Source organism: Pseudomonas putida (genome assembly GCF_028682175.1).
GTDB lineage: Bacteria > Pseudomonadota > Gammaproteobacteria > Pseudomonadales > Pseudomonadaceae > Aquipseudomonas > Aquipseudomonas putida_AD.
This window is the reverse complement of sequence record NZ_JANHKS010000004.1, coordinates 63,717-87,227: the sequence shown is the minus strand read 5'-3', so window position 1 is coordinate 87,227 and position 23,511 is coordinate 63,717. Positions and strand designations below refer to the sequence as shown.

At 62.8% G+C, this 23,511-nt stretch carries 21 protein-coding genes; 13 read left to right on the top strand and 8 right to left on the bottom strand.

Annotated elements, in window-relative coordinates; genetic code table 11:
- The first annotated feature begins 231 nt into the window (after window positions 1-231).
- Entirely contained in the window at window positions 232-1,206 is a 975-nt protein-coding gene (locus NPS29_RS04545; RefSeq protein WP_274130980.1) for a LysR family transcriptional regulator, read from the top strand.
- Between the two features lie 17 nt (window positions 1,207-1,223).
- On the opposite strand, the gene NPS29_RS04540 is transcribed toward NPS29_RS04545, so the two are convergent.
- Window positions 1,224-2,285: an asparaginase gene (locus NPS29_RS04540; RefSeq protein WP_274130979.1), complete on the bottom strand. Its 1,062-nt coding sequence runs from the start codon at window positions 2,283-2,285 to the stop codon at window positions 1,224-1,226.
- A gap of 217 nt (window positions 2,286-2,502) precedes the next feature.
- Here NPS29_RS04540 and NPS29_RS04535 point away from each other — a divergent pair, with 217 nt between their 5' ends.
- Window positions 2,503-3,078: a sigma-70 family RNA polymerase sigma factor gene (locus NPS29_RS04535; protein WP_274130978.1), complete on the top strand. Its 576-nt coding sequence runs from the start codon at window positions 2,503-2,505 to the stop codon at window positions 3,076-3,078.
- A complete protein-coding gene (locus NPS29_RS04530) occupies window positions 3,075-3,782 on the top strand; it encodes an anti-sigma factor (RefSeq protein ID WP_274130977.1) in 708 nt (235 codons plus the stop codon). Before NPS29_RS04535 ends, NPS29_RS04530 begins: the two co-directional genes overlap by 4 nt.
- A 126-nt stretch (window positions 3,783-3,908) precedes the next feature.
- Here NPS29_RS04530 and NPS29_RS04525 read toward each other — a convergent pair whose 3' ends face one another.
- From NPS29_RS04525 to NPS29_RS04510, 4 genes are all read right to left on the bottom strand, one after another.
- The gene (locus tag NPS29_RS04525; protein WP_274130976.1) at window positions 3,909-4,130 is read right to left on the bottom strand and encodes a hypothetical protein; all 222 of its coding nucleotides are present in this window, start codon (window positions 4,128-4,130) and stop codon (window positions 3,909-3,911) included.
- Window positions 4,131-4,246: 116 nt separating this feature from the next.
- Window positions 4,247-4,795: a cupin domain-containing protein gene (locus NPS29_RS04520; RefSeq protein ID WP_274130975.1), complete on the bottom strand. Its 549-nt coding sequence runs from the start codon at window positions 4,793-4,795 to the stop codon at window positions 4,247-4,249.
- Window positions 4,796-4,941: 146 nt separating this feature from the next.
- Window positions 4,942-5,922: a D-erythronate dehydrogenase gene (gene denD / locus NPS29_RS04515; protein ID WP_274130974.1), complete on the bottom strand. Its 981-nt coding sequence runs from the start codon at window positions 5,920-5,922 to the stop codon at window positions 4,942-4,944.
- Window positions 5,923-5,938: 16 nt separating this feature from the next.
- On the bottom strand, window positions 5,939-7,249 hold the full coding sequence (locus NPS29_RS04510) for an MFS transporter (RefSeq protein WP_274130973.1): 1,311 nt from the start codon (window positions 7,247-7,249) through the stop codon (window positions 5,939-5,941).
- A gap of 165 nt (window positions 7,250-7,414) precedes the next feature.
- Between NPS29_RS04510 and NPS29_RS04505 the strand changes: the two genes are divergently transcribed.
- Window positions 7,415-8,191, top strand: coding sequence for a FadR/GntR family transcriptional regulator (locus tag NPS29_RS04505; protein ID WP_274130971.1), 777 nt, complete (start codon window positions 7,415-7,417; stop codon window positions 8,189-8,191).
- A gap of 271 nt (window positions 8,192-8,462) precedes the next feature.
- Complete coding sequence (locus tag NPS29_RS04500; RefSeq protein ID WP_274130969.1) at window positions 8,463-10,028, top strand: methyl-accepting chemotaxis protein; 1,566 nt, start codon at window positions 8,463-8,465, stop codon at window positions 10,026-10,028.
- Here the strand turns inward: NPS29_RS04500 and NPS29_RS04495 are convergent.
- The 3 genes from NPS29_RS04495 to NPS29_RS04485 all read right to left on the bottom strand — a co-directional run bounded on the left by NPS29_RS04495 (window position 10,025) and on the right by NPS29_RS04485 (window position 13,858).
- On the bottom strand, window positions 10,025-11,944 hold the full coding sequence (locus NPS29_RS04495) for a hybrid sensor histidine kinase/response regulator (protein ID WP_274130968.1): 1,920 nt from the start codon (window positions 11,942-11,944) through the stop codon (window positions 10,025-10,027). The two genes, NPS29_RS04500 and NPS29_RS04495, sit on opposite strands and share 4 nt — an antisense overlap.
- A 66-nt stretch (window positions 11,945-12,010) precedes the next feature.
- A complete protein-coding gene (locus NPS29_RS04490) occupies window positions 12,011-12,385 on the bottom strand; it encodes a response regulator (protein WP_274130967.1) in 375 nt (124 codons plus the stop codon).
- Between the two features lie 51 nt (window positions 12,386-12,436).
- A complete protein-coding gene (locus NPS29_RS04485) occupies window positions 12,437-13,858 on the bottom strand; it encodes an ATPase domain-containing protein (RefSeq protein WP_274130966.1) in 1,422 nt (473 codons plus the stop codon).
- A 788-nt stretch (window positions 13,859-14,646) separates the two neighbouring features.
- Between NPS29_RS04485 and arnB the strand changes: the two genes are divergently transcribed.
- Genes arnB through NPS29_RS04445 form a run of 8 tightly spaced genes read left to right on the top strand, consistent with a single transcriptional unit; the run spans window position 14,647 to window position 23,471 of the window.
- On the top strand, window positions 14,647-15,795 hold the full coding sequence (arnB, locus tag NPS29_RS04480; protein ID WP_274130965.1) for a UDP-4-amino-4-deoxy-L-arabinose aminotransferase: 1,149 nt from the start codon (window positions 14,647-14,649) through the stop codon (window positions 15,793-15,795).
- Window positions 15,792-16,802 (top strand): undecaprenyl-phosphate 4-deoxy-4-formamido-L-arabinose transferase, encoded by a 1,011-nt coding sequence (gene arnC, locus NPS29_RS04475; protein ID WP_274130964.1) that lies wholly within the window; start codon window positions 15,792-15,794, stop codon window positions 16,800-16,802. Before arnB ends, arnC begins: the two co-directional genes overlap by 4 nt.
- The gene (gene arnA, locus NPS29_RS04470) at window positions 16,799-18,790 is read left to right on the top strand and encodes a bifunctional UDP-4-amino-4-deoxy-L-arabinose formyltransferase/UDP-glucuronic acid oxidase ArnA (RefSeq protein WP_274130963.1); all 1,992 of its coding nucleotides are present in this window, start codon (window positions 16,799-16,801) and stop codon (window positions 18,788-18,790) included. Before arnC ends, arnA begins: the two co-directional genes overlap by 4 nt.
- Window positions 18,790-19,674: a 4-deoxy-4-formamido-L-arabinose-phosphoundecaprenol deformylase gene (gene arnD, locus NPS29_RS04465; RefSeq protein WP_274130962.1), complete on the top strand. Its 885-nt coding sequence runs from the start codon at window positions 18,790-18,792 to the stop codon at window positions 19,672-19,674. Before arnA ends, arnD begins: the two co-directional genes overlap by 1 nt.
- Window positions 19,671-21,317 (top strand): lipid IV(A) 4-amino-4-deoxy-L-arabinosyltransferase, encoded by a 1,647-nt coding sequence (arnT, locus tag NPS29_RS04460; protein ID WP_274130961.1) that lies wholly within the window; start codon window positions 19,671-19,673, stop codon window positions 21,315-21,317. Before arnD ends, arnT begins: the two co-directional genes overlap by 4 nt.
- Window positions 21,314-21,658: a 4-amino-4-deoxy-L-arabinose-phosphoundecaprenol flippase subunit ArnE gene (gene arnE / locus NPS29_RS04455; protein WP_274130960.1), complete on the top strand. Its 345-nt coding sequence runs from the start codon at window positions 21,314-21,316 to the stop codon at window positions 21,656-21,658. The genes arnT and arnE overlap by 4 nt, the downstream gene beginning before the upstream one ends.
- On the top strand, window positions 21,655-22,080 hold the full coding sequence (gene arnF / locus NPS29_RS04450; protein ID WP_274130959.1) for a 4-amino-4-deoxy-L-arabinose-phosphoundecaprenol flippase subunit ArnF: 426 nt from the start codon (window positions 21,655-21,657) through the stop codon (window positions 22,078-22,080). The genes arnE and arnF overlap by 4 nt, the downstream gene beginning before the upstream one ends.
- Window positions 22,077-23,471, top strand: a complete 1,395-nt coding sequence (locus tag NPS29_RS04445) for a UDP-glucose dehydrogenase family protein (RefSeq protein WP_274130958.1) — start codon at window positions 22,077-22,079, stop codon at window positions 23,469-23,471. Before arnF ends, NPS29_RS04445 begins: the two co-directional genes overlap by 4 nt.
- Window positions 23,472-23,511: the final 40 nt, after the last annotated feature.

Sequence of the window (23,511 nt, the reverse complement as noted above, 5' to 3'; positions counted from 1 at the left end):
TCGGGAAGCGATTTTTGTAATAGTCAGGGAGGCATGTTGAGCATGGTTCGGTGATGCAATCGGCGGGTTGCAAGGTCGGTAGCCCGCCCGTCGAATCACCTGTTCTTCCTTGATGATGTTGCGCTTCTAACGACTTCACCTGCGTTGCGCCGATTCTATATCGTTGCGTAGAATCAGGGTTTTTCGCAAAATCAAAACCTGTTTTGCAACCAGCGCAAAAAGAAGCCAGCCATGAAATCGAAAGCAAAAGATGCAGGCCCGGATGATCTCGGGGCGATGAGGACCTTCGTCAAAGTCGTCGAAGCTGGCAGCTTCTCGGCCGTCGCGCGGGAGGCACGCCTGTCCACCTCTACGGTGGCGCGCAAGGTGTCGCAGATCGAGGAGTCGCTGGGTGTGGTGCTGCTGCATCGCTCGACGCACAAGATCAGCCTGACCGAAGCCGGCAGCCTGTACCTTGAGCGCGCCACCACGCTGATTGCCGATTTCGATGACACCATGCGGGTAGTGGCCGAACTGGACGCCCAGCCTAGCGGCCCGCTCAAGCTCACCGCGCCGGTCGCGTTCGGCCGCCGCTATCTGGCGCCTCTAGTCGCACCCTTCCTGGCGCACTACCCCACCATCCAGCTGGATGTGCGCCTGACCGACAATCACAACGATCTGGTGGCCGGCGGCTTCGACCTGGATATCCACGAAGGCGAGAACTACCTGGACAACCTCATCGTCCAGAAGCTCTCACGTAATGACAGCGTGCTGTGCGCGGCCCCCGCCTACCTTGAACGCCGGGGGCGGCCCCTGCATCCGGACGATCTCAAGGCGCACAACTGCCTGCGCTACGTTCACCCCGAGGGCGACCCGCGCTGGCACTTGGTGTCCGGGAAGGACCGGCACAGCCTGCTGCCGACCGGCAACCTGGTGTCCGACCACTCCGAGCTGCTGCTGGAGGCCACCTGCGCGGGGCTGGGCATTGCCGATTTCGAGATCTGGCTGGTGCGCGACTATCTGGCGACAGGCCGCCTGGAAGTGGTGTTGCCCCAATACCGTCTGGAGAACACCCTGACCGGGCGGAACATCTACCTGGCCTATCTGGCAAACCGGCGCGGGTCCACCAAGCTTCGTGTATTGCGCGATTTCATCGCCGAGCAGTTGCAGCACATCGGCAGTTTTTCCGATGAGGAATTGCGAAAGATGCGCCGCGATGACTTCTAAAGGTAGCGCTCCATCACTCAGGGCTTCTGAAGCTCGAAGCTGAACTCGGCGTGACCAATCTCGCGCTTCATGGTGTTGATCATCTTCGGGCGATGGAAAGCCGACAGCAGGCCGCGCTGTTGCGAGGTGCCAATCTGCAGGCGCTCGAGGATTTCACAGACGAGCATGTACAGCACCTCGATATTGCCGTCCTCGACTTTGACCGAGAACCCCAGCGCGCCATCCGAACCCAGCCGCAGTGTCTGTTCCGACGCACGAATGCCAATGCCGTATGAACCGTCGGCACCGAGCTTGCCGACCACGTCGCCATCAAATGCCTTCATCAGTTCGGTGCAGAACCGCCCTTCGCCGGCGACCATTTCAGGGTGACGGGTCATCGCCCGGTAGATCTTCGCCAGTGCCTCGGTGCGTTCGCTGGCGGTCTCGCCCGATGCGGTCAGGTCCGCCGCCGAAGCAAGCCTTGCGTACATCCGTGCCAGGCGGTCGAGGGGGAATGCCGGGGTCGGCAGGTTGCATCCGTCGGTGGCCCACTCCACGCCGTCCACCGGCAAGTCGCACAGGTCCGCGACAACAGCCTTGACGTGGCGCTGCAGCGGGTGATCGGGGGATTCGTAGTTCTCGGCCGTCTGCCCCAGGGCCAGCGCTGCGCCGAGCATGCCCACGTGCTTGCCGGAGCAGTTGCTGCAGGCGGCCGTGGGTGTGAAATCGCGCTTGATCCAGTCCTTATAGACCGCATCGGAAATCGGCGGGTGACCGCCGCAGCGCATGCTCGATTCGGTGAGGTCGATCTTGCCCAGCATCGCCAGGGTTCGCTCGATGTGCCGCGGCTCGCTGCTGTGGGAGGCGCACATCAAGGCAAGGTCTGCCTCGTCGAAACCAAAGCGCTCGAACGCACCCGCTTCCAGCACCGCCAGCGCCTGGGCAGGCTTGGCGGCTGAGCGCGCCAGGGTCATGCGTTGAGGATTGCCGAAGCCATACAGCATCTTCCCGGAGGCATCCACCACCGCCACATTGGCGTAATGCAGGTTCTCGACAGAGCCTCCACGGTACGTCACCACCGCAGCTTTATTGTTGTTCATTCATGTCATCCTCAAACCGGTCGAACTGATTCCTGAATTCGGTGCCTAGTGTATGAGGATCGGTCATTAATGGGCTGTCCAGCCTGTGAAAAGGGGTATTGCGTCAGATGCAATACCGGATGGCTGCCGCTCATGGCGGGAAGCTCCACAGCGTTTATGCCCACGGATCGGGTGAATACCAACTACATTGCCTCCAAACCTTGCAGGAAAATGCCCCTTGGCCCTCAACCCACTGACACCAGGTATCACCCAGGAAGACGCCGGTTCCACCGCGCTTGGCGTTTTGCTGCAAGCCTGTGCCGCCGGTAACCGACTGGCGTTCGAGGCGCTGTACCGCGCGACTTCGGCAAAGCTGTTCGGCATTTGCTTGAGGTACGTCAACAACCGCGCCGACGCCGAAGAAGTTCTTCAGGAAGTCTTCACCACGGTCTGGCTCAAGGCTGGCAGTTTCGATCCAAGACTTGCAGGCGCGATCACCTGGATGGCGACCATCGCCCGGCACAAGGCGATCGATCGACGACGGGCACAACATCGCCATGAAGATATGGATGACGTCACTGAATGGCCGAGCCAGGTGTCGGTGGTTGAAACCGTCGACGCCCAGCGCCAGAACAGCCAGGTCGACCGCTGCATGGATACGCTGGGTGAGCAGCAGCAAACCTACATCCGCGTGGCCTTCTTCGAGGGCTATTCCTATGCCGAACTGGCAGCGCGTCACAGCATCGCGCTGGGGACGATGAAAAGCTGGATTCGGCGGGGCCTCTTACAACTGCGGGCGTGCCTTGGACTATGAGCGAACATGACACTACACCCGGCGATGAGCATGATCTGCTGATCGCCGAATATGCATTGGGCGTGCTGTCTGCCCAGGAGCGTGCGCAGGTTGAGTCGATGCTGGTGCAGAGTGCGCCGGATCGGGCGTTATTGGCGGCCTGGCAGTCTCATTTTGCCGGTTGGCTCGCTCGTTTGCCCGCTGTCGAACCTCCGGACGGGGTCTGGCTGGCGATTCAGCAAGAGCTGTTTCCCGCAGAAGTTTCGCCGAACCAGCGGACAACGCCGGGCAACAATGCCGGGATCTGGCGCTGGACGACGGCCATTGCGCTGGCCGCTTCGCTGCTGTTGGCGGTGTTCATTCTCGTGCGGCCTGCCCCGCTTGCGCCGCCATCCATGATCGCACGCCTGGCGCAGGACGACGGCGCCGTGCTGTTCACCGCCACGGTGCAATCCCAAGGGCGGCAAGTGTTGCTGGTGCCTACGCGCAAGGCAGACTGGCAGGACAAGAGCGCGCAAGCCTGGGTCATCGGCGGCGACGGCAAACCGCACTCGCTGGGGCTGCTGCCGACCGACAATGCCGTTGCGCTGTCGGTACCCGCAGATCTGGCGGCGTTGTTGGCAAGCGGCGCGGTGCTGGCGGTGTCGCTCGAGCCCCCAGCCGGCTCACCGACAGGATTGCCGACCGGCCCCGTCATCGCCACCGGCAAGATAACCGCCCTCTGATAATGCCCCTGTAGGAGCGCGCTTGCCCGCGACGGCGGTGGGTCAGGCACATCATCGTCGTCTGACACACCCAATCGCGGGCAAGCGCGCTCCTACGGGTGGCGTTTGGGCGATGGAGCAACAGGCTCAGATTTCGCCCGGATGCTCCGGCATCGGCGAATTGTTGCGCTCGACCTTTTCGACGTCCTTCTCCAACGGCGCCTCATCGTCGGGATCGAGGGGGATATCGTCGTCGCCGCCCACGGTGTCGGGCGGCATAGGAATGACATCCGGTCTGCCGGGTTCCAGTGGCTGGATGGAGTCCACTGCGTTTTCTGTACCGCCGGGTATGCCTGATGAAGCGTTCATGTTCACCTCGCCTGGTCACGAATCAGTCGCAACCTTTAAGGTTCGAATTCGCAGTTCACCCAGGGTTCGATGATTTTCCCGAACGGACTCCGGGCACGCCTCACCCGACAGCCCCGTCAGAAGTTGGCCGGGGTGTTGGCGCTGATGATTTCCGCTTCGTCCTGGCCGATGTTGCGAAACCGGTGCGGCAACGTGGTCGGGAAATAGTAGCCGTCACCTGCGGTCAGGATGCTGATCTGGCCATCGACGGTAAGTTCGATGGTGCCGCGCGTCACTAACCCGCACTCCTCGCCCTGGGCATGCACGATGGGCTCTGCGCCGGAGCTGGCGCCGGGGGCGTACTGCTCGCGCAGCATGCGCATCTGGCGGCTGGGAACCGACGCGCCGATCAGCAACAGACGCAGGCCATCGCGGCCCAGGTCCGGCTGCTCACCGGCGCGGAAGATGTAGCGCTGTTCCTGCGGCGGCTGGTCGAACGAGAAAAAGTCCGCCAGGGTCATGGGGAAGCCTTCGAGCAGTTTCTTCAGCGAACTGACCGAAGGGCTGACGCGATTCAACTCAATCAACGAGATCGTGCCATTGGCGACGCCGCTGCGTCTGGCCAGCTCTCGCTGGGACATCTTGTAGCTTTCCCGCACTAACTTGAGTCGTGACCCCGTATCCATGACAGCCCTTTGTTAAAGCCCGAGGGTATCGAGGGACGCGCCTTGACCGGGCACCTCCCCCACTTGATTGGGGGTGATTAGAGCACGTTTGGGCGCCGTGAACCTATACGCGCAAGCGACATCCACAGGTCGCTTGCGCACAGGCCCTACTCCACCTGCGGCGGATACTCGGCGATGAATTGCCCGATCACGGAGGCGAAGTCGTGGTCGGCGGTAAAGCCCAGATCCTTGGCGTATCTGGCCGTGAATGACCCGGGCCAGGAGCCGACGATGCGCTCGATGGCCGGGTTGCGCTCATGACGAACACGGCTGACGACCTCGTCCCCTGCGGTGCGGCGCAGGGCGTCGATCATCTGCTGAACCGTGATCGACAGGCCAGGCATATTGATGACCCGACCCTGGGTCAACAGCTCAGCCTTGAGTTCATGCCCATGAATCAGGTTGGCAATGGCCTGGGCGGGCGACATCAGCCACAACGGCATGTCCAGCGCCACCGGGCAGACGCTCTCCTGTCCATTGAGCGGCTCGCGGATGATGCCGCTGGCAAAACTCGACGCCGCCATGTTCGGCTTGCCAGGGCGCACCACGATGGTCGGCATGCGCAGGCTGCGTCCATCGACGAAACCCCGGCGGCTGTAGTCGGCCAGCAGCAGGTCGTTCATGGCCTTTTGCGTGCCGTAGGAGCTCTGCGGCGCCCAGACATGATCGTCCTCTACCTGCGTCGGCAGTTGCCCGCCAAACACCGCCACAGAACTGGTCATCACCCACTTGGGGCACATTCCAAGGTGACGGACACGCTCCAGTAATTGCTGCGTGGCGCTGAAGTTGATGCGCATCCCCAGGTCGAAGTCCTGCTCGGCCTGGCTTGAAACCACCGCTGCCAGATGGAAAATACTGTCGGTGTCGGCATCGACCAAGCCTTCGAGCACCTGCGGGTCGGCGATGTCGCCGCAGACCACTTTCACCCTGGATTCATCGATGCCAACCAATGGCACCACATCGAACGCCACAATATTGCTAATGCGCTGTGTCACGCCCTGACGGTCGGTCAGGGTGCCACGCTCAAGCAGCGCTTCGATCAGGCGACGGCCCAGAAAGCCGGCCGCGCCGGTCACGAGAATATTCATCGGTTGCTCCTAATGCTCAGCGGTTTACCAGTTTTGCAGGAATGCGGAAGACCAGTGCCGCGCCCAGAAACAGCGCGCTGGCCATGACGTACATGCCGATGGTGGTGCTTTGCGTCATGTCCTTGAGAAAGCCCATCAGGTACGGCGAGGCGAAACCGGCCAGGTTGCCGCAGGAGTTGATCAGCGCGATGCCCGCCGCGGCCGCGGTGCCACCCAGAAACGCAGTGGGCAACGGCCAGAACAGCGGCAGCGTACTCAGCGCACCCATCGCCCCCAGGGTCAGCCCGATCATCGACAGGGTGAAGTTGTCGCTCCAGGTCGCGGAAATGATCATGCCGATGCCGCCCACCACCGCCGTCAGCGCCAGGTGCCAGCGACGTTCGCGCAGCCGGTCGGCGTTGCGCGAGACCAGCAGCATGGTGACCACCGCCGCGCCATACGGAATGGCGGTGAGCAGGCCGATTTGCAGGACATCGGTCACCCCGGCCTGACGCACCAGGGTCGGCAGCCAGAAGCCCACGGTGTAGAAACCGGCAATCAGGCAGAAGTAAATCGCGGTCAGCAGCCAGATGCGTGGCTGGCGGAACACCTCACGCACGCTGTGCGCCTCGTGGCCATGGCTTTCGGCGTCGATGCGCGATTGCAACAGGTTCTTTTCTTCCTGGCTCAGCCAGCCGGCATGGGAAATCCGGTCGCTGAGGCAGAAGATCACCATGATCCCGACGAACACCGATGGCAGGCCTTCGATGAAGAACAGCCACTGCCAGCCGGCAAACCCGTGGGCGCCATGGAAGGCCGTCATCAGCCAGCCCGAGAGTGGCGCGCCGATCAAGCCGGACAGCGGCACGGCGGTGGCGAACAGCGCGAACATCTTTCCGCGCCGGTGCGTGGGGAACCAGTACGACAGGTACAGGATCACGCCCGGATAGAACCCCGCCTCGGCCAGGCCCAGCAGGAAACGCATGATGTAAAAGGACATCGGCGTGGTGACGAAAGCCATGCACGAGGAAATCACGCCCCAGCTGATCATGATCCGGGCGATCCACAGGCGTGCGCCGACCCGGTGCAGGATCAGGTTGCTGGGGATTTCCACGAGGAAGTAGGCAATGAAGAAGATGCCGGCGCCCAGGCCGTACACCGCTTCGGAGAAATGCAGGTCATCGGACATTTGCAGCTTGGCAAACCCGACGTTCACCCGGTCCAGATAGGCCACCAGGTAGCACAGCAACAGCAGCGGCAGAATCCGCCAGGCGGCCTTGCGGTAGGCCGCGTCTTCCGACACGACGGCCGAGGAGCCTATCAGGTCCTGAGTCAATGATTCACTCATGTCTTTCCCATCCCGTTGTTTTTGTAGTGGGGGTGATTTTTGGGGGTAGAACGGTGCGCGACGAAATAAGTAACATAATACGTCATACGAATTCAACAAGCGGTTGATGCGGGACGCTGGGACCGAAATGCAGTAACGTGCGCTGATTTGAAGCATGAGATCGCTATGGCTCACGTCGACCCTTTTTCTCTGCCCCCGCTCGCGCCGGCCCTCAAGGACGCATCCAAAGGCACCTTGGCCGATCAGGTGACGGCGGCGCTGAAAGCCCATATCGCCAGCGGCGAGGCCCTGCCCGGCTCGCGACTGCCGACGGAACCGGTGCTGTGCGAGCGCTATGGCGTGAGTCGCACGGTGGTGCGCGAGGCGATTTCCCGACTCAAGTCCGCAGGCCTGGTCGAAGTGCGCCAGGGCAGCGGCACCGTGGTGTCGGAAGGCGCGCACATCAAGGCCTTCACCATCGATCTGGACGTGAGCGGCTCTATCGAGGCGGTGTTGCGGGTGACCGAACTGCGTCGCGGCATCGAAGGCGAAGCGGCGTCACTGGCGGCACAGCGTCACACCCCTGCCGGGCTTGAAGCCATCGAGCGCGCCCTCAAAGCCATCGACGAGGCAGAACAGGCCGGCCGTGACGGCGTCGAGGAGGACCTGGCGTTTCACCTGTCGATCTCCCACGCCACGGGCAACCCGCTGTTCCCGTCGCTGCACGACTTCATCGCCCAGTTCATCAAGGAAGCAATCCGCATCACCCGCTCCAACGAAGAGCGACGCAGCGAACTGGCCAGAACCGTGCGCATCGAGCACGTGGCGATCTACGACGCAATCGCCGCCAGCGACCCCAACGCCGCGCGCTTCGCCGCCCTCACTCACATCCACAACGCCGTCGAGCGGCTGAAAAGCGCGGACCCTGCTTTCTGGCAAAATCCAGGCTCGCGGGGGAGCTAAAAGACCGGAAATGACCGTTCGTCGTCATTTTCCAAATGAGAATTAGTTATACATTGGTTTTCACACAATCTTCACGTCCGAGGGTCCAGTCTGAACCCACTCCTTTTGATCCTCTTTAAAGCCCGTCTTCCCCAGCGGGCTTTTTTTCTGCGCGTTTTTTGCTTCATTTCCCAACGCTAAGCCCGCCCCGCCGCCTGTTTGCGCTCACCGATCAATGTTGTGCTACACCTATCAGCACGCACTGTTCAGCTATCAGGGATGACACGGTCTTATGCGTTTGAATATGCCGGTTACACAGCAGGAAAGGACTTTCGCTGCACATGAACGCCTGATCTCGACCACGGATCTGAGCAGCCGCATCACCTACTGCAATGACGCCTTTGTCGCCCTGAGCGGTTTTACCCGCGAAGAGCTGATCGGCCAGCCGCACAATCTGGTTCGTCACCCGGACATGCCGCCGTCGGTGTTCGCCCACATGTGGGAGACCATCAAACAGGGCAAGCCGTGGATGGGCGTGGTGAAAAATCGCGCCAAGAATGGCGACTTCTATTGGGTCAGTGCCTACGTCACCGCGATCTACGAGGACGGCAAGATCGCAGGTTTCGAATCGGTTCGCTCCTTGCCTACCCGCGATCAGGTGCGCCGCGCCCAGGCCCTGTACGCCCGGTTGCGTGACGGCAAGGCCGCTGTCTCCAGGGCGAGCACGGTGCGTTTTCACCTGCTGCGCCAGTTGCCGTTGCTCATCGCTGCGGTGGTGCTCGGCTTCTCGAATTACCTGCTCTCGGACCACGTCGAACTGGTGGTGATGCTGTTGACGCTGATCGCCCTGAGCGCCGTGCTGGAAATGCGCCAGAGCAAGTCCTTGCAGACCATCCTCAACGATCACCCCAAAGCCTTCACTGACCCCTTGATCGCCCTGACCTACAGCGACAACCGCGGGCCCCAGGCGCAACTGGATCTGGCGATGATCAGCGAAGAAGCGCGGTTGCAGGCGGCCTTGACCCGGCTTGCCGACGCCGGAGAAGGTGTCAAGCAACGTGCCGGGCAGTCGGCGAGCCTGTCGTTGCTTCAGGCCGAGGCGCTGGATCAGCAGCGCAGCGAAACCGATCAGTCGGCCACCGCCATCACCCAGATGGCGGCGACCATTCAGGAAGTCACGCACAACGTGCAGAACACCGCCCATGCGGCGCAGGAAGCCGACACCCTGGCCCAGCAAGGTCGCGGGCTGGCCGATGACAGCCTGCTGGCGATCCGGCACATGGCCAACTCCGTGACGGAGATCGGTCAGGCGGTGGGCGAACTGGCGGGCGCAACCCAGTCCATCGGCAGCGTGGTGGATGTCATCAACTCCATTGCCCAACAGACCAACCTGCTGGCACTCAACGCCGCCATCGAGGCGGCCCGCGCCGGTGAGCAAGGCAGGGGTTTTGCGGTGGTGGCCGATGAGGTGCGTTCCCTGGCCTCGCGCACGCAGACTTCTACCGAACAGATTCAGGGCATCATCGGTGAACTGCGTGAAGGCGCAAGCCGTGCAGTGGCCACGGCAACCCGTGGCCAGGCGATGTCTCAGGAAAGCGTGGCGAGCGTCGAGGCGGTGCAACAGGCGCTGAGTGGCATCAGCGAGGCCGTCACCCGCATCACCGGGATGAGCCAGCAGATGGCTTCGGCGTCTGAGCAACAAACCCATGTGGCCGAAAGCATCAACCAGCAGATCAACCGCATCGCCCAGTTGTGCGACCAGAGCGCAGGCCAGGCGCAGCAAGGCTCGACCATCAGCCGCGAGCTCGAGCAGATGGCGCAGTATCTGCACAGCCTGGCCGAGCGTTTTAACCGCTAACTGCGCAGTTGGGCGATGGACCTGGCCAGTTCCGCCTGGCTGAACGGCTTGGGAAGACGCGAGAACCCGGCAGCCGATGCCGGCGGTGTGTCGGTGAATGCCGAGCAGATGACGATGGCCAGCGCCGGAAACAGCTCACTGATCTGCGCGGCCAGTTCCGAGCCGCTCATGCCGGGCATGACTTGATCGGTGATGACCAGGTCGAAATCGTGCTCTTGCCGGATCAGCGCCAGCGCCTCTGCACCGTCGCCTGCGGCCATGGCCTGATGCCCGAGGTCTTCGATCATGGCCCGGGTGCTCAACAGCACCAACGGGTCATCGTCCACCAGCAACACCTTGAGGCTGCGTGACGCCTCGGCGGTTTCGTCCGGCGCGGGCGCCCCGCTCCCGCCCTGCCCCAGCACGATGGTGGAAATCGGCAGCCACAGTTGCGCCGTGGTGCCCTTGCCCGGTTCGCTGCTCAGCACCAGTTTGCCACCGGATTGCGCCGCCAGCCCGTGGATCATCGACAACCCGAGCCCCGTGCCCTTGCCCAGCCCTTTGGTGGTGAAGAACGGCTCCATGGCCCGTTGCAGCACGGCCGGTTCCATCCCGGTACCGGTGTCGGTGACCGAGATGCAGACGAACGGATCGGCACACGCAGCAGTTGGCTCAAGGACGGCCTCGTTTGCGGATACGGTGATCTGTCCACCGTCGGGCATGGCGTCGCGGGCGTTGATCATGAGGTTCATGATCGCCATCTCCAGTTGCCCGGCATCGACGAACACCGGGCGCAGCATCAGCGGGAAACGGGTTTCCACACTGATGCGCGGCCCCAGGGAGCTGCCCAGCAGTTGCGACATGCCACGCACCAGCGCGACCACGTCCACGGGCTTGGGGTCCAGCTCCTGACGGCGGGCGAACGCCAGCATGCGCTGGGTCAACGATGAGCCGCGATGGGCCGCTGCCATGGCGTTGTCCAGCAGCGAATGGCTCTTGGGATCCTCGCCCAGGCGTTTCTTGACGATGCCCAGGCTGCCGAGGATCACCGTCAGCAGGTTATTGAAGTCGTGGGCGATGCCGCCGGTAAGCTGACCGATGGATTCCATCTTCTGCGCCTGGTACAGGGCTTCGCGGGCTTCCTTGAGCGCGGTCTGGGCCTGGACGCTGTCGGTGATATCCCGGGTGATCTTGGCAAAACCGATGATCTGGCCGGCATCGTTGCGAATCGGGTCGATGACCACGTGCACCAGAAACCGCGTGCCGTCCTTGCGCACCCGCCAGCCCTGGCCTTCGTAGCGCCCTTCGCGCTCGGCGATGTCCAGCGAGCGCTGGGGCATGCCGGCCTCGGCGTCGGCAGGCTCGAAAAACAGCGAAAAGTGCTGGCCAATCACTTCGATCGGCTCATAGCCCTTGATCCGCTGCGCACCGGCGTTCCAGGTGGTGATGATGCCCGTGGGGTCGAGCATGTACAGCGCATAGTCGGTCACGCCCTGTACCAGCAGGCTGAATTGCTGCTCGCTGTGGCGCAGTGCCTCCTGCGCCGCCCGGCGTTCGGTGAGGTCACGGGTGACCTTGGCGAAGCCGATCAGCGCGCCGTCCTGGTAGATAGGGTCGATGACCACCGACGCCCACAGCCGGGTGCCATCCTTGCGCACGCGCCAGCCCTCGCCCTCGAACCGCCCCGAACTGGCAGCGATCCCCAGCGCCCGCCCGGGCATGCCGGCCTGGCGGTCTTCATCGGTGTAGAACAGGGAAAACGAACGCCCCAGGATCTCGGACTCGTCGTATTGCTTGATGCGTCGTGCGCCGGAATTCCAGCTGCGCACCAGGCCGTCGGTGTCGATCATGTAGATCGCATAATCGAAGACCGCATCGACCAGCAGGCGATAGCGGTCCTCTTGAGAAACCAGTACGGGTGACTCGGCTTGCTGCATGTCGGCCTCGGACAACGGGAATGGCGCGTGTTCGGTAGGTTGGCCTGATCCCGGACCGCTCCGGGATCAGTTCTTGTGACCGTCAGGCTTGACCAGCGCCGCGATGCTGGCCAGAACCGCCTGTATATCGAACGGCTTGTCGAACACTTCCACGAACAGGTCAGGCCGGGCGACACCCAGATGGCCCTGGGCACCGCTCATCAGCATGATCGGCAGCGACCCGAGTTTCTCGTGCTTGCGCACCTGTTCGGCCAGCTCGATGCCGTTCATGCCCGGCATCATGTAATCGGTGATGATCAGCTGCGGCTGTTCCCGCTCCAGGATACTCAACGCTCTCGCGCCGCTGCCTGCCGTCACGGTCAGATAGCCGACATCCTCCAGCGCGAAGCTCAGGATATCGGCAATCAGGTACTCGTCATCGACAATCAATATCGTGGTCATGGCGCCCTCTTTCCGCTCAATCGGTGACGAGCGTGCTGGCGAGCGCGACGGTTACGCGTTTGTGCTATCGCCAAGGGCATGGGTATCAACCTTCTTCACGTCCAGGCCTCGCGTACCGACGGTGACTTCAAGCAACGCGGGGTCGTAGGGATTGTCCCTGATTTTAAGAATGGAAAGCTGGCGCTTAAGTTCACGCGATGTCTGAACGAAACGCAGGAGCATCAGGTTATCGACGATGCACGAGAGGTCCGGGGCCGGGGCATCGATCTCCGAACCCAGCAACGTCAGCACTTCCCAGGAGGCGACGACGGTGACGTCCCGGGCCCGCAGCTCGTTCATCAGCGCCGTGTACAGGTCCAGCACCCGGGACTTGTCGGCGGCCGCGCGAGCCATGCCCGCCAGGCTGTCGATGAACACGCGCTTGACCGACTTCGCTTCCACGGTGCGCAGCAGGTCCAGTGCGATCTTGTCGATCGGCTCGGTGGTGATGGATTTCCAGACGATCGACAGAGCCCCGCTGTCTTCCAGGGCCTTGAAGTCCACACCCAGCGAGGCGGCCTTCATGCGCAGGCGCTGGGGCGACTCATAGAAGCCGAAATACAGCCCCGGCTCCTCAAGCGTCGACTGCCCCAGGAAGCTGATGCCGAAAGAGGTCTTGCCTGAGCCCGATGGCCCGACCAGCAGCGATACCGAAGAAGTCATCAGCCCGCCGCCGATCAGCGGGTCCAGGGAGATCAGGCCACTGGAGACCATCGAAAAGGTCTCGCTGTCGCGAATCCCCGAGTGGGTGACCGTGCTTTCCAGCCGTGGGTAGACCACCAGGCCGTCTTCGGTGATTTCGCATTCATGGGCGCCGGAAATTGCGCCGCTGCCGCGGGTCTTGCGCATCTTGATGCGGCGCACCGCCCTGCCGCCGACCAGCTCTTCGCCCAGTTCCAGCACGCCGTCGACCATGGTGTGCTCGGGGCTGCCGTCGTCCAGTTGCGAACTTGTGAGGAAAAACACCGTGCAGCCGGCGAAGGCGGCATGCCCCTGCAGATCGGAGATGAAACGCTTGGTGTTCAGCGGCGAGTCGGCCCGGGAGCGGGCGTTGAGCAGGCCGTCGAGAATCAGCACCGTGGACTTCTGCCGCACGATCTCGCGCCGCAGCAGCTTGACCACCTCGTCCAGACCGTCGTTTTCCATGGTGTCGAAGGCACTGACGAACTGGATCTGATCACCGACCTTGTCCTTGTCGAAGAAACTCAAGGTCGACAGGAACTGGAACAGGCGCTCGTGGGGCTCGGCCAGCAAGGTTGCAAACAGCACTCGCCCGCCGTTGCGGGCATGGTTGAAGCCTATCTGGTTCGCCAGGATCGTCTTGCCCGATCCAGGGCGCCCCTGAATGATGTACGAGGACCCTGCGACGAACCCTCCTTTCAACAGCTCATCCAGCCCTTCAATCCCGCTCTGAAGGCGTTTTAGCTGATTCAAATTTGCGTCCTCCACGTGAGGCGTTCGGCACGTCGTATCGTGCGGATCATGCGCACGCGTCATGCGGCCATTCTTTCGCGTTTGGAGGCGTATTCCAAGAACAATTATCTTTCGTGACGCAGGGTTGCGCGCGTTCAGGGCGAATGGCGGCTACCCGGGCGGGCATCAGGGGAAATCCGGCTTACATCGATTCGCCTAACGCCAGCCGGCAACTTTTCAACTTTATGTTGCACCGTAACAAGTAGTGTGAGGCCAAGCGATACACTCCGCTCATCTGTATTACTTTGCGATCCTCTCTGTAACGGCTTTGTTATTTCGACGCATTTTCAGTTTTCGTTCAGCTTCATCGGCGTAGGCTCAATCGCATAACCGAAAGAGGCCCGAGCGCATTCCAACGCCCTTTCGAAACCGCGCCCTGAAAGCTTGCAGGCCAGATAAACCGTGCCCTCAAGAAAAGCGGCGTAAAAGAATAGCCTGTTTTTATGACTTTTCCATTTCACTCGGCACAGTTGAGAAATACTTCGCAAAAAAATGGATTCTGGATGAAAAACCAACGCCCACTAAACGGAATTTTCATAAATAACCTTCTATCGTCTTAACCACAGTTCGGGATCAGCCTAATCCTCGACACGGATGTAACAGCAGTAATCCATGGAGCGGTCACTATTCACAGTTCTATTGCCTGGGCCTTCATTGCGCCCGCCTCATACCTATAACGAGCACCCTGATCACAGTGGCGCACGCGGTCTTCGTGCGCGCTGATTTTGAAGAACTGGCGGAGGATTTACATGAGTCTGGATTTTCTTCCTTTTTCCCGCCCCAGCATGGGCGACGAGGAAGTCGCGGCGGCAACCCGGGTCTTGCGTTCAGGCTGGATCACCACCGGCCCCGAATGTCAGCGCCTGGAGCAGGAGTTCGCCGAGCACTGTGGCGCGAAGCACGCGGTGGCGCTGTCTTCGGCCACCGGCGCCATGCACATCACCCTGCTCGCCCTGGGGATTGGCCCGGGCGATGAGGTCATCACGCCTTCGCAGACCTGGGTCTCGACCGCCAACATGATCTGCCTGCTGGGCGCCACGCCGGTGTTCGTCGACGTCGACCGCGACACGCTCATGACCGACGCCGCGCGCATCGAGCAGGCCATCACGCCACGCACCAAGGCCATCGTACCGGTGCACTACGCAGGCGCGGCCCTGGATCTCGACCCGATCTACGCCGTGGCGCGCAAGCATGGCATCGCCGTGATCGAAGACGCCGCCCACGCAGCAGGCACCCGCTACAAGGGCCGCCCGGTAGGCAGCGCCGGCACGGCGATCTTTTCCTTTCATGCGATCAAGAACATGAGCTGCGCCGAAGGCGCGATGTTCACCAGCGACGACGAGCAACTGGCCGACCGGGTGCGCCGGCTGAAATTTCACGGCCTGGGCGTGGACGCCTATGACCGCCTGACCCACGGCCGCAAGCCCCAGGCGGAAGTGATCGAGCCCGGTTTCAAGTACAACCTGGCCGACATCAACGCCGCCGTCGCGCGGGTGCAACTGGAACGCCTTTCGGCGATCAACGCACGCCGAGCCGAGCTTGCCAACCGCTACCTGGAGCGCCTGACGGGCAGCCCGGTGCTGCCGCTGGCGCAACCGCGCTACGTCCAGCAGCACGCCTGGCACCTGTTCATCCTGCGCATCGACGCTGCGCGCTGCGGCATTGACCGCGACGGCTTCATGAAAGCCCTGCAGGCGCAGAACATCGGCAGCGGCATCCATTTCATCGCCACCCACCTGCACAGCTACTACCGCCAGCGCTTTTCCGATGTGCACCTGCCCGACACCGAGTGGAACTCGTCGCGGCTGTGCTCCATTCCCCTGTTCCCGGACATGACCCTCGCCGATGTCGACCGCGTGGTCAGTGCCATTGAATCGATTGTGGAAGCCCGCTCGTGAAACCTTATCCCATCCAGCTCGTGTCGATCGTCATTCCGGTCTACAACGAAGCGCAAAGCCTTCCCGAACTGCTGCGCCGCACCGAAGCGGCCTGCGCACAGGTCACCCAGCCCTGCGAAATCATCCTGGTGGACGACGGCAGCCGCGACGACTCCGCCGACCTGCTGCTTGAAGCAAGCCAGCGCCCGGGCAGCCCGGTGGTCGCGGTGATCCTCAACCGCAACTACGGCCAGCACGCTGCGATCATGGCCGGCTTCGGTCAGTGCAAGGGCGATCTGGTCATCACCCTGGATGCCGACCTGCAAAACCCGCCCGAAGAGATCCCGCGGCTGGTCAAGGTCGCCGAACAAGGCTACGACGTGGTCGGCACGGTGCGCGGCAACCGCCAGGACTCGGCCCTGCGTCGCTGGCCCTCAAAGCTGATCAACCTGGCCGTGCAGCGCTCCACCGGTGTTGCCATGACCGACTACGGCTGCATGTTGCGCGCCTATCGACGCAGCATCGTCGACGCCATGCTCGCCTGCAGCGAGCGCAGCACGTTCATCCCTATTCTCGCCAACAGCTTCGCTCGTCACACAACGGAAGTATTGGTGACACATGCTGAGCGCGAGCACGGGGAATCCAAGTACAGCGCCATGAAACTGATCAATCTGATGTTCGACCTGGTCACCTGCATGACCACCACGCCCCTGCGGCTGTTGAGCATCATCGGTTTCAGCATGGCCTTTCTGGGCATCGCGTTCGCCACGCTGCTGATCGTGTTGCGCCTGATGTTCGGTGCTTCATGGGCCGGCCACGGCACCTTTGTCCTGTTTGCGGTGCTGTTCGTGTTCACCGGCGGCCAGTTCATCGGCATGGGCCTGCTCGGTGAATACCTGGGCCGCATGTACAGCGACGTGCGCGCCCGCCCACGGTTCTTCATCGAAAAAGTCGTGCGCAGTCAACCGGCTGCCGTCGCCACCACCGTCGATTCCCCCGCTCCTATTTTGAATAAGGTCGCACCATGAGCCTCAAAGCCGTAGTTTTTGCCTACCACGATATCGGTTGCGTCGGTATCGAAGCCCTGCTCAAAGCCGGTTACGAGATCTCGGCGGTCTTCACTCACGCCGATGACCCTGCCGAAAAGACCTTTTTCGCTTCCGTCGCGCAACTGTGCGCCCAACATGACATCCCCGTGCATGCCCCCGAGGATCCCAATCATCCGCTGTGGATCGAGCGGATCGGCAAGCTGGCCCCTGACTTCATCTTCTCGTTCTATTACCGCCACCTGCTGGGCGAGCCGCTGCTGGCCTGTGCCAAACAGGGTGGTTTCAACCTGCACGGCTCGCTGCTGCCCCGCTATCGTGGCCGCGCACCGGCCAACTGGGTGCTGGTCAATGGCGAAACCGAAACCGGCGTCACCCTGCACCGCATGGTCAAACGCCCGGATGCGGGTGCCATCGTTGCCCAGCAGCGCATCGCGATCAGCGCCACCGACACCGCGCTGACCCTGCACGGCAAACTGCGCGCCGGTGCCGCCGACCTGCTGTCCGAAACCCTGCCGTTGCTGGGCAAGGGGCAATTGCCCGGCGTTGAGCAGGACGAATCCAAGGCCAGTTACTTCGGCCGTCGCACCGCCGCCGATGGCCTGATCGACTGGCAGCAGCCCGCCTCTGCCCTTTACAACCTGGTGCGCGCCGTCACCCAGCCTTACCCCGGCGCCTTCTGCCCGGTGGGTGAGCACAAGCTGGTGGTCTGGAGCGCCAAGGTGCAGGCTGGCAACGACGGCCAGGCACCGGGCACGGTCATCAGCTGCGATCCGTTGCGCATTGCCTGCGGTGAAGACTCCCTGCTGATCACCGCCGGGCAACGAGGCAGCGAAGGCCTGTACCTGAGCGGCCCGCAACTGGCCCGGGAATTCGGCCTGGTGGATGGATCGCGTTTGCTGGGCAGCGAGAAGCGCAAGTCGGTGCGCCGCACGCGGGTGCTGATCCTGGGCGTCAACGGCTTCATCGGCAACCACCTGTCCGAGCGCCTGCTGCGCGACGACCGCTACGAAATCTTCGGCATGGACATCGGCAGCGACGCCATCGAGCGCCTGCGCAGCCATCCCAATTTCAACTTCATCGAAGGCGACATCAGCATCCACACCGAGTGGATCGAGTACCACATCAAGAAGTGCGACGTGGTCCTGCCGCTGGTGGCCATCGCCACGCCTATCGAATACACGCGCAACCCGCTGCGGGTGTTCGAACTGGATTTCGAAGAGAACCTGAAGATCGTTCGCTACTGCGTGAAGTACAACAAGCGGGTGATCTTCCCTTCCACGTCGGAAGTCTACGGCATGTGCCAGGACAGTCATTTCGACGAGGACACCTCCAACCTGGTCGTCGGCCCGATCAACAAGCAACGCTGGATCTACTCGGTGTCCAAGCAACTGCTCGACCGGGTGATCTGGGCTTACGGCCAGAAAGGCCTGCAGTTCACCCTGTTCCGCCCCTTCAACTGGATGGGGCCGCGGCTGGACCGCCTGGATTCGGCGCGCATCGGCAGCTCCCGCGCCATTACCCAGTTGATCCTGCACCTGGTGGAAGGCACGCCGATTCGCCTGGTCGATGGTGGCGCACAGAAGCGTTGCTTCACTGACGTGGTCGACGGCATCGAGGCGCTGGCGCGGATCATCGAGAACCGCGACGGCCTGTGTAACGGGCAGATCGTCAACATCGGCAACCCGGACAACGAAGCCAGCATCCGCCAGTTGGGCGAAGAACTGCTGCGTCAGTTCGAGGCGCATCCGCTGCGTGATAACTTCCCGCCGTTCGCAGGATTCCGCGAAGTGGAGAGCCAGTCGTTCTACGGCAAGGGCTATCAGGACGTCAGCCACCGCAAACCGAGCATCGACAACGCACGGCGCCTGATCGACTGGCAGCCGACCATCGAACTCAGTGAAACCATCGGCAAGACCCTGGACTTCTTCCTGCGCGAAGCCATGGCCGAGAAGGCGGAAGCGAACTGATGCGGGCCGGATTGCGCATCGACGTCGACACCTATCGCGGCACCCGTGACGGTGTGCCGCGGTTGCTCGACCTGCTGGACGAGGCGCGGATCAAGGCCACGTTCTTCTTCAGCGTCGGCCCTGACAACATGGGGCGCCATCTCTGGCGCCTCGCTCGCCCGCAGTTTCTCTACAAGATGCTGCGCTCGAAGGCCGCAAGCCTCTACGGCTGGGACATCCTGCTGGCCGGCACCGCCTGGCCGGGCAAACCGATCGGCCGCGACCTTGGGCCCTTGATGCGGCGTGCCCAGGAGGCCGGGCACGAGGTTGGCCTGCATGCCTGGGACCATCACGGCTGGCAGGCCAACGCCGGGCACTGGACGCCCACGCAACTCACCGCCCAGATCGCCCGTGGCGTGGATTGCCTGAATGACATCCTCGGCACGCCGGTCACCTGCTCGGCAGCGGCTGGCTGGCGCGCGGATGAACAGGTGGTGCAGGCCAAGCAGTCCTTCGGCTTTCGCTACAACAGCGATTGCCGGGGCCACAGCCTGTTCCGCCCGGTGCTCGCGGACGGCCGACCCGGCACGCCACAGATTCCGGTGGATCTGCCCACCTTCGATGAAGTGGTGGGCCCCAGGGTCGCCCCAGAAGCGTTCAACGATTACCTGCTCGATCAGTTCAAGCCCGATCACCTCAACGTCTACACCGTCCATGCCGAGGTCGAAGGCATCGTCATGGCCGGTCAGTTCCGCCAGTTGCTGAGCCAGGCCAGTCTCAAGGGCGTCGAGTTCCAGCCCCTGGGCGAACTCCTGCCGCCAAGCCTGCAGTCCATCTCCCAAGGGCATCTGGTGCGCGGCGCGCTTGCCGGGCGCGAAGGCTGGCTGGGAGTGCAGCAACCATGAGCCGCCATCAATCCATCCTGTGGCTGGTGGCCGCGTTCGTGCTGGCCTACCTCCTGCCGCTGGGCACCCACGGCCTGTGGATTCCCGATGAAACCCGCTACGCGCAGATCAGCCAGGAAATGCTCCACAGCGGCAACTGGGTCGCGCCGCATTTCATGGGCTTGCGCTATTTCGAAAAACCCGCTGCCGGTTACTGGCTGATTGCCGTTGGCCAGGCCATTTTCGGCGAGAACCTGTTTGGCGTACGGATCGCCTCGGCGCTGGCCAGCGGCCTGACCGTGCTGCTGGTGTACCTGTTCGCGCAGAAGCTCTGGAGCGACCCACGCAAGAGCTTCACCAGCGCTCTGCTGTTCATGAGCTACATGCTGATCGCCGGGCAGGCAGGCTACGCCAACCTCGACCCGCAGTTCATGTTCTGGGTCACGCTGTCCCTTGTCGCATTCTGGTACGCCACCCACAGTGTCGGCAGGCAGCGCCTGTTGAGCTGGGCGTTGCTGGGCCTGGCCTGCGGCATGGGCTTCATGACCAAGGGGTTCCTGGCCTGGGCACTGCCGGTGATCGTCGCCCTGCCCTACATGGTCTGGCAGCGTCGCCTGCGCGAATTGCTGACATTCGGCCCGCTGGCGATCCTGGTAGCGGCCATTGTCTGCCTGCCCTGGGTACTGGCAGTCCACGCGCGGGAGCCCGATTACTGGCGTTTCTTCTTCTGGCATGAACACATCCGCCGCTTTGCCGGCGATGACGCCCAGCATTCGCGGCCGTGGTGGTTCTACCTGCCGTTGCTGTTCGCGTCCAGCGCGCCGTGGGCCGTGTTGCTGCCCGGCACCCTGAAACAGGCCTGGCAGGAACGGCGCATGCCGCAAACCGGCTTCCTGCTGCTGTGGCTGGCGCTGCCGCTGGCGTTCCTGAGCATGAGCCGGGGCAAGCTGCCGACCTACATCATGCCGTGCATGATCCCGCTGGCCTTGATGATGGGCCACGTGCTGGTCGAGCGCCTGCGCCAGGCCCGCAGCGGGACGTTGCGCACCAACGGCGTACTCAACGCGGTGGTCGGTGTTGTCGCGCTGGTGGCACTGCTGGTCGTGCAGCATCGCCAGGATCTCTACGATCAGCAACCGCTGCACCTGACGCTGGCGGTGCTGATCCTGGTGGGCTGGATTCTGGCCAATGCCCTGCAAGGCCTGAAACCCCTGCGCTTCTGGGCCCTGCCTGCGGCAGGTGCGTGGCTGGGCATCGTGCTGATTCCCATCGCCCTGCCCGACAGTGTGGTGTTCAACAAGACGCCGGACCAGTTCGTGGTGCGCCACATCGATGAACTGACCTCGGCCAACCAGTTGCTGAGCAACGATCTGGGCGCCGCGGCCGCGCTGTCCTGGCGCCTCAAGCGCAAAGACATCGTGCTCTACGACACCCAGGGCGAACTCAAGTACGGGCTCAACTACCCGCAGGCCAGCACCCGTGCGGTGGACTGGAATCAGGTTCAGGCCTGGATGACCCAGGCGCGCCGCGAGGGATCGGTGGCGGTACTGATGCGCGGCGACGAAGCCGACAACGCCCACGAGTTCAGCCTGTTGCCTGCGGACGGCAAACGTTACGAGGAAGGCAACCTGACGTTGCTGATCTTCGACAGGACGCCGTCATGACGTTCGCCCTCCTGCTGTGCGCCAGCCTGCTGACCTGCCTGGGCCAGATCGCCCAGAAACTGGCGGTCGAGCAATGGCAGGGCCAGTTTCCCGGAGTTGCGCTGATGCTGCGCACCCACTGGCTGTGGCTGGCGATCGCCCTGCTCGGCGCCGGCATGCTCCTGTGGCTGCTGGTGCTGCAGCGCCTGGAAGTGGGCATCGCCTATCCGATGCTGGCGCTCAACTTCGTGCTCATCACCCTGATTGGCCGTTACCTGTTCGACGAGGTCGTTGACCGGCGTCACTGGATGGGCGTGGCCATGATCCTGGCGGGCGTGATGCTGCTGGGGCAACAGTCATGAGTCTGGGCAGAGGCCTTGCCCTGGCCGCCGGCAGCGTGGCGCTGGTCAGCGCGGCACAACTGGGCATGCGCTGGAGCATGCTCAGGCTGCCGCAACCGGCGCAATGGCTCGCTGCGATACAGAGCGGCAGCGTCGACACCCAGGCCCTGGGCGTGGTCATGGCGGCCATCGTCGCCTATGGCCTGTCGATGCTCTGCTGGCTCGGCGCCCTGAGGGATCTGCCGCTCAGCCGGGCCTACTCGCTGCTCAGCATCAGCTACGCGCTGGTGTACCTGGCCGCAGCGTTCCTGCCTGTTTTCAACGAATCGCTCACCCCTGCAAGAACGGTGGGCGTCACCCTGATCGTGCTCGGTGTGGTGACGATCAATTACCGGCGTAGCCACAGCAATATCGCTCACAGCGACAAGGAGTTTTCCCGATGAAAATCAGCGTCTTCGGTAGTGGGTATGTGGGTCTGGTGCAGGCCACCGTGCTGGCGGAAGTCGGTCATGACGTGGTGTGCATGGACATCGATCCGGCCAAGGTCGAGCAACTGGGCAAAGGCCACGTGACCATCTATGAGCCGGGTCTCGAAAACCTGGTGCGGGAGAATCTGGAAGCCGGGCGGCTGCACTTCACCACCGACGAACGCCGTGCGGTGGTGCACGGCGAGGTGTTGTTCATCGCTGTCGGCACCCCTTCCCAAGCCGATGGCTCGGCAGACCTGCGCGGCTTCTTCGCGGTGGGTGAAGCCATTGCCCGGCATCGCGAGGCCCCGGTCATCATCGTCGAGAAATCCACCGTGCCAGTCGGCAGCGGCGACGCCCTGCGTGCCCACATCGAGCAGCAGTTGCGCCAGTCGGCCCGGCTGCTGAAATTCGATATCGTCTCCAACCCCGAATTCCTCAAGGAAGGCTCGGCGGTCAAGGACTGCCGGCGCCCGGACCGCATCGTCATCGGCTGCGGCAACCCTGATGTGTTCCCGGTGATGCGCGAACTCTATGCGCCTTTCAACCGCAACCACGACCGCATGATGTTCATGGACCTGCGCAGCGCCGAGCTGACCAAGTACGCGGCCAACTGCATGCTGGCGACCAAGATCAGCTTCATCAACCAGATCGCCGAGCTCGCCGAGCACCTGGGGGCGGACGTGGAGTCCGTGCGCCTGGGTATCGGTGCCGATTCGCGCATCGGCTATGACTTCATCTACCCAGGCTGCGGCTATGGCGGCTCGTGCTTCGGCAAGGACATTCGCGCGCTGATCCACAGTGCCCGCGAAGCCGGCTGCTCGAACGACCTGCTCAACGTGGTGGAAGACATCAACGAGCGGCAGAAACACAAGCTGTTCGACCGGGTCAATGCGTTCTTCAAGGGCGAACTCAAGGGCAAGACCTTCGCCCTGTGGGGCCTGGCATTCAAACCCAACACCGATGACATGCGCGATGCACCCAGCCGCGTGCTGATGGAAGCACTATGGGCCGCAGGGGCAACGGTACGCGCATTCGACCCCGAAGCGATGCAGGAAACCCAGCGCCTGTACGCAGAGCAGCCGAACCTGATCCTGATGGGCACGCCTGAATCCGTGCTGCTGGGCGCCGATGCGCTGATCGTCTGCACCGAATGGCAGCAGTTCAAGGCGCCGGACTTCGACCTGATCGCCCAGCGTCTCAAAGCGCCGGTGATCTTCGACGGCCGCAACATGTATGACACCGAGCGCATGGCCAAGCGCGGCTTCCAGTATTTCCCGATCGGTCGCGGGGATTCCTGCAACCTGCCGATCCCGCAGCAGCAATGGGCGCCCTACGAGTTGCTGGCCAACCACCCGGCTGTGTGACCTGACCCTCCCCTAAAGCGCGGCCTGATTCTGTCAGGCC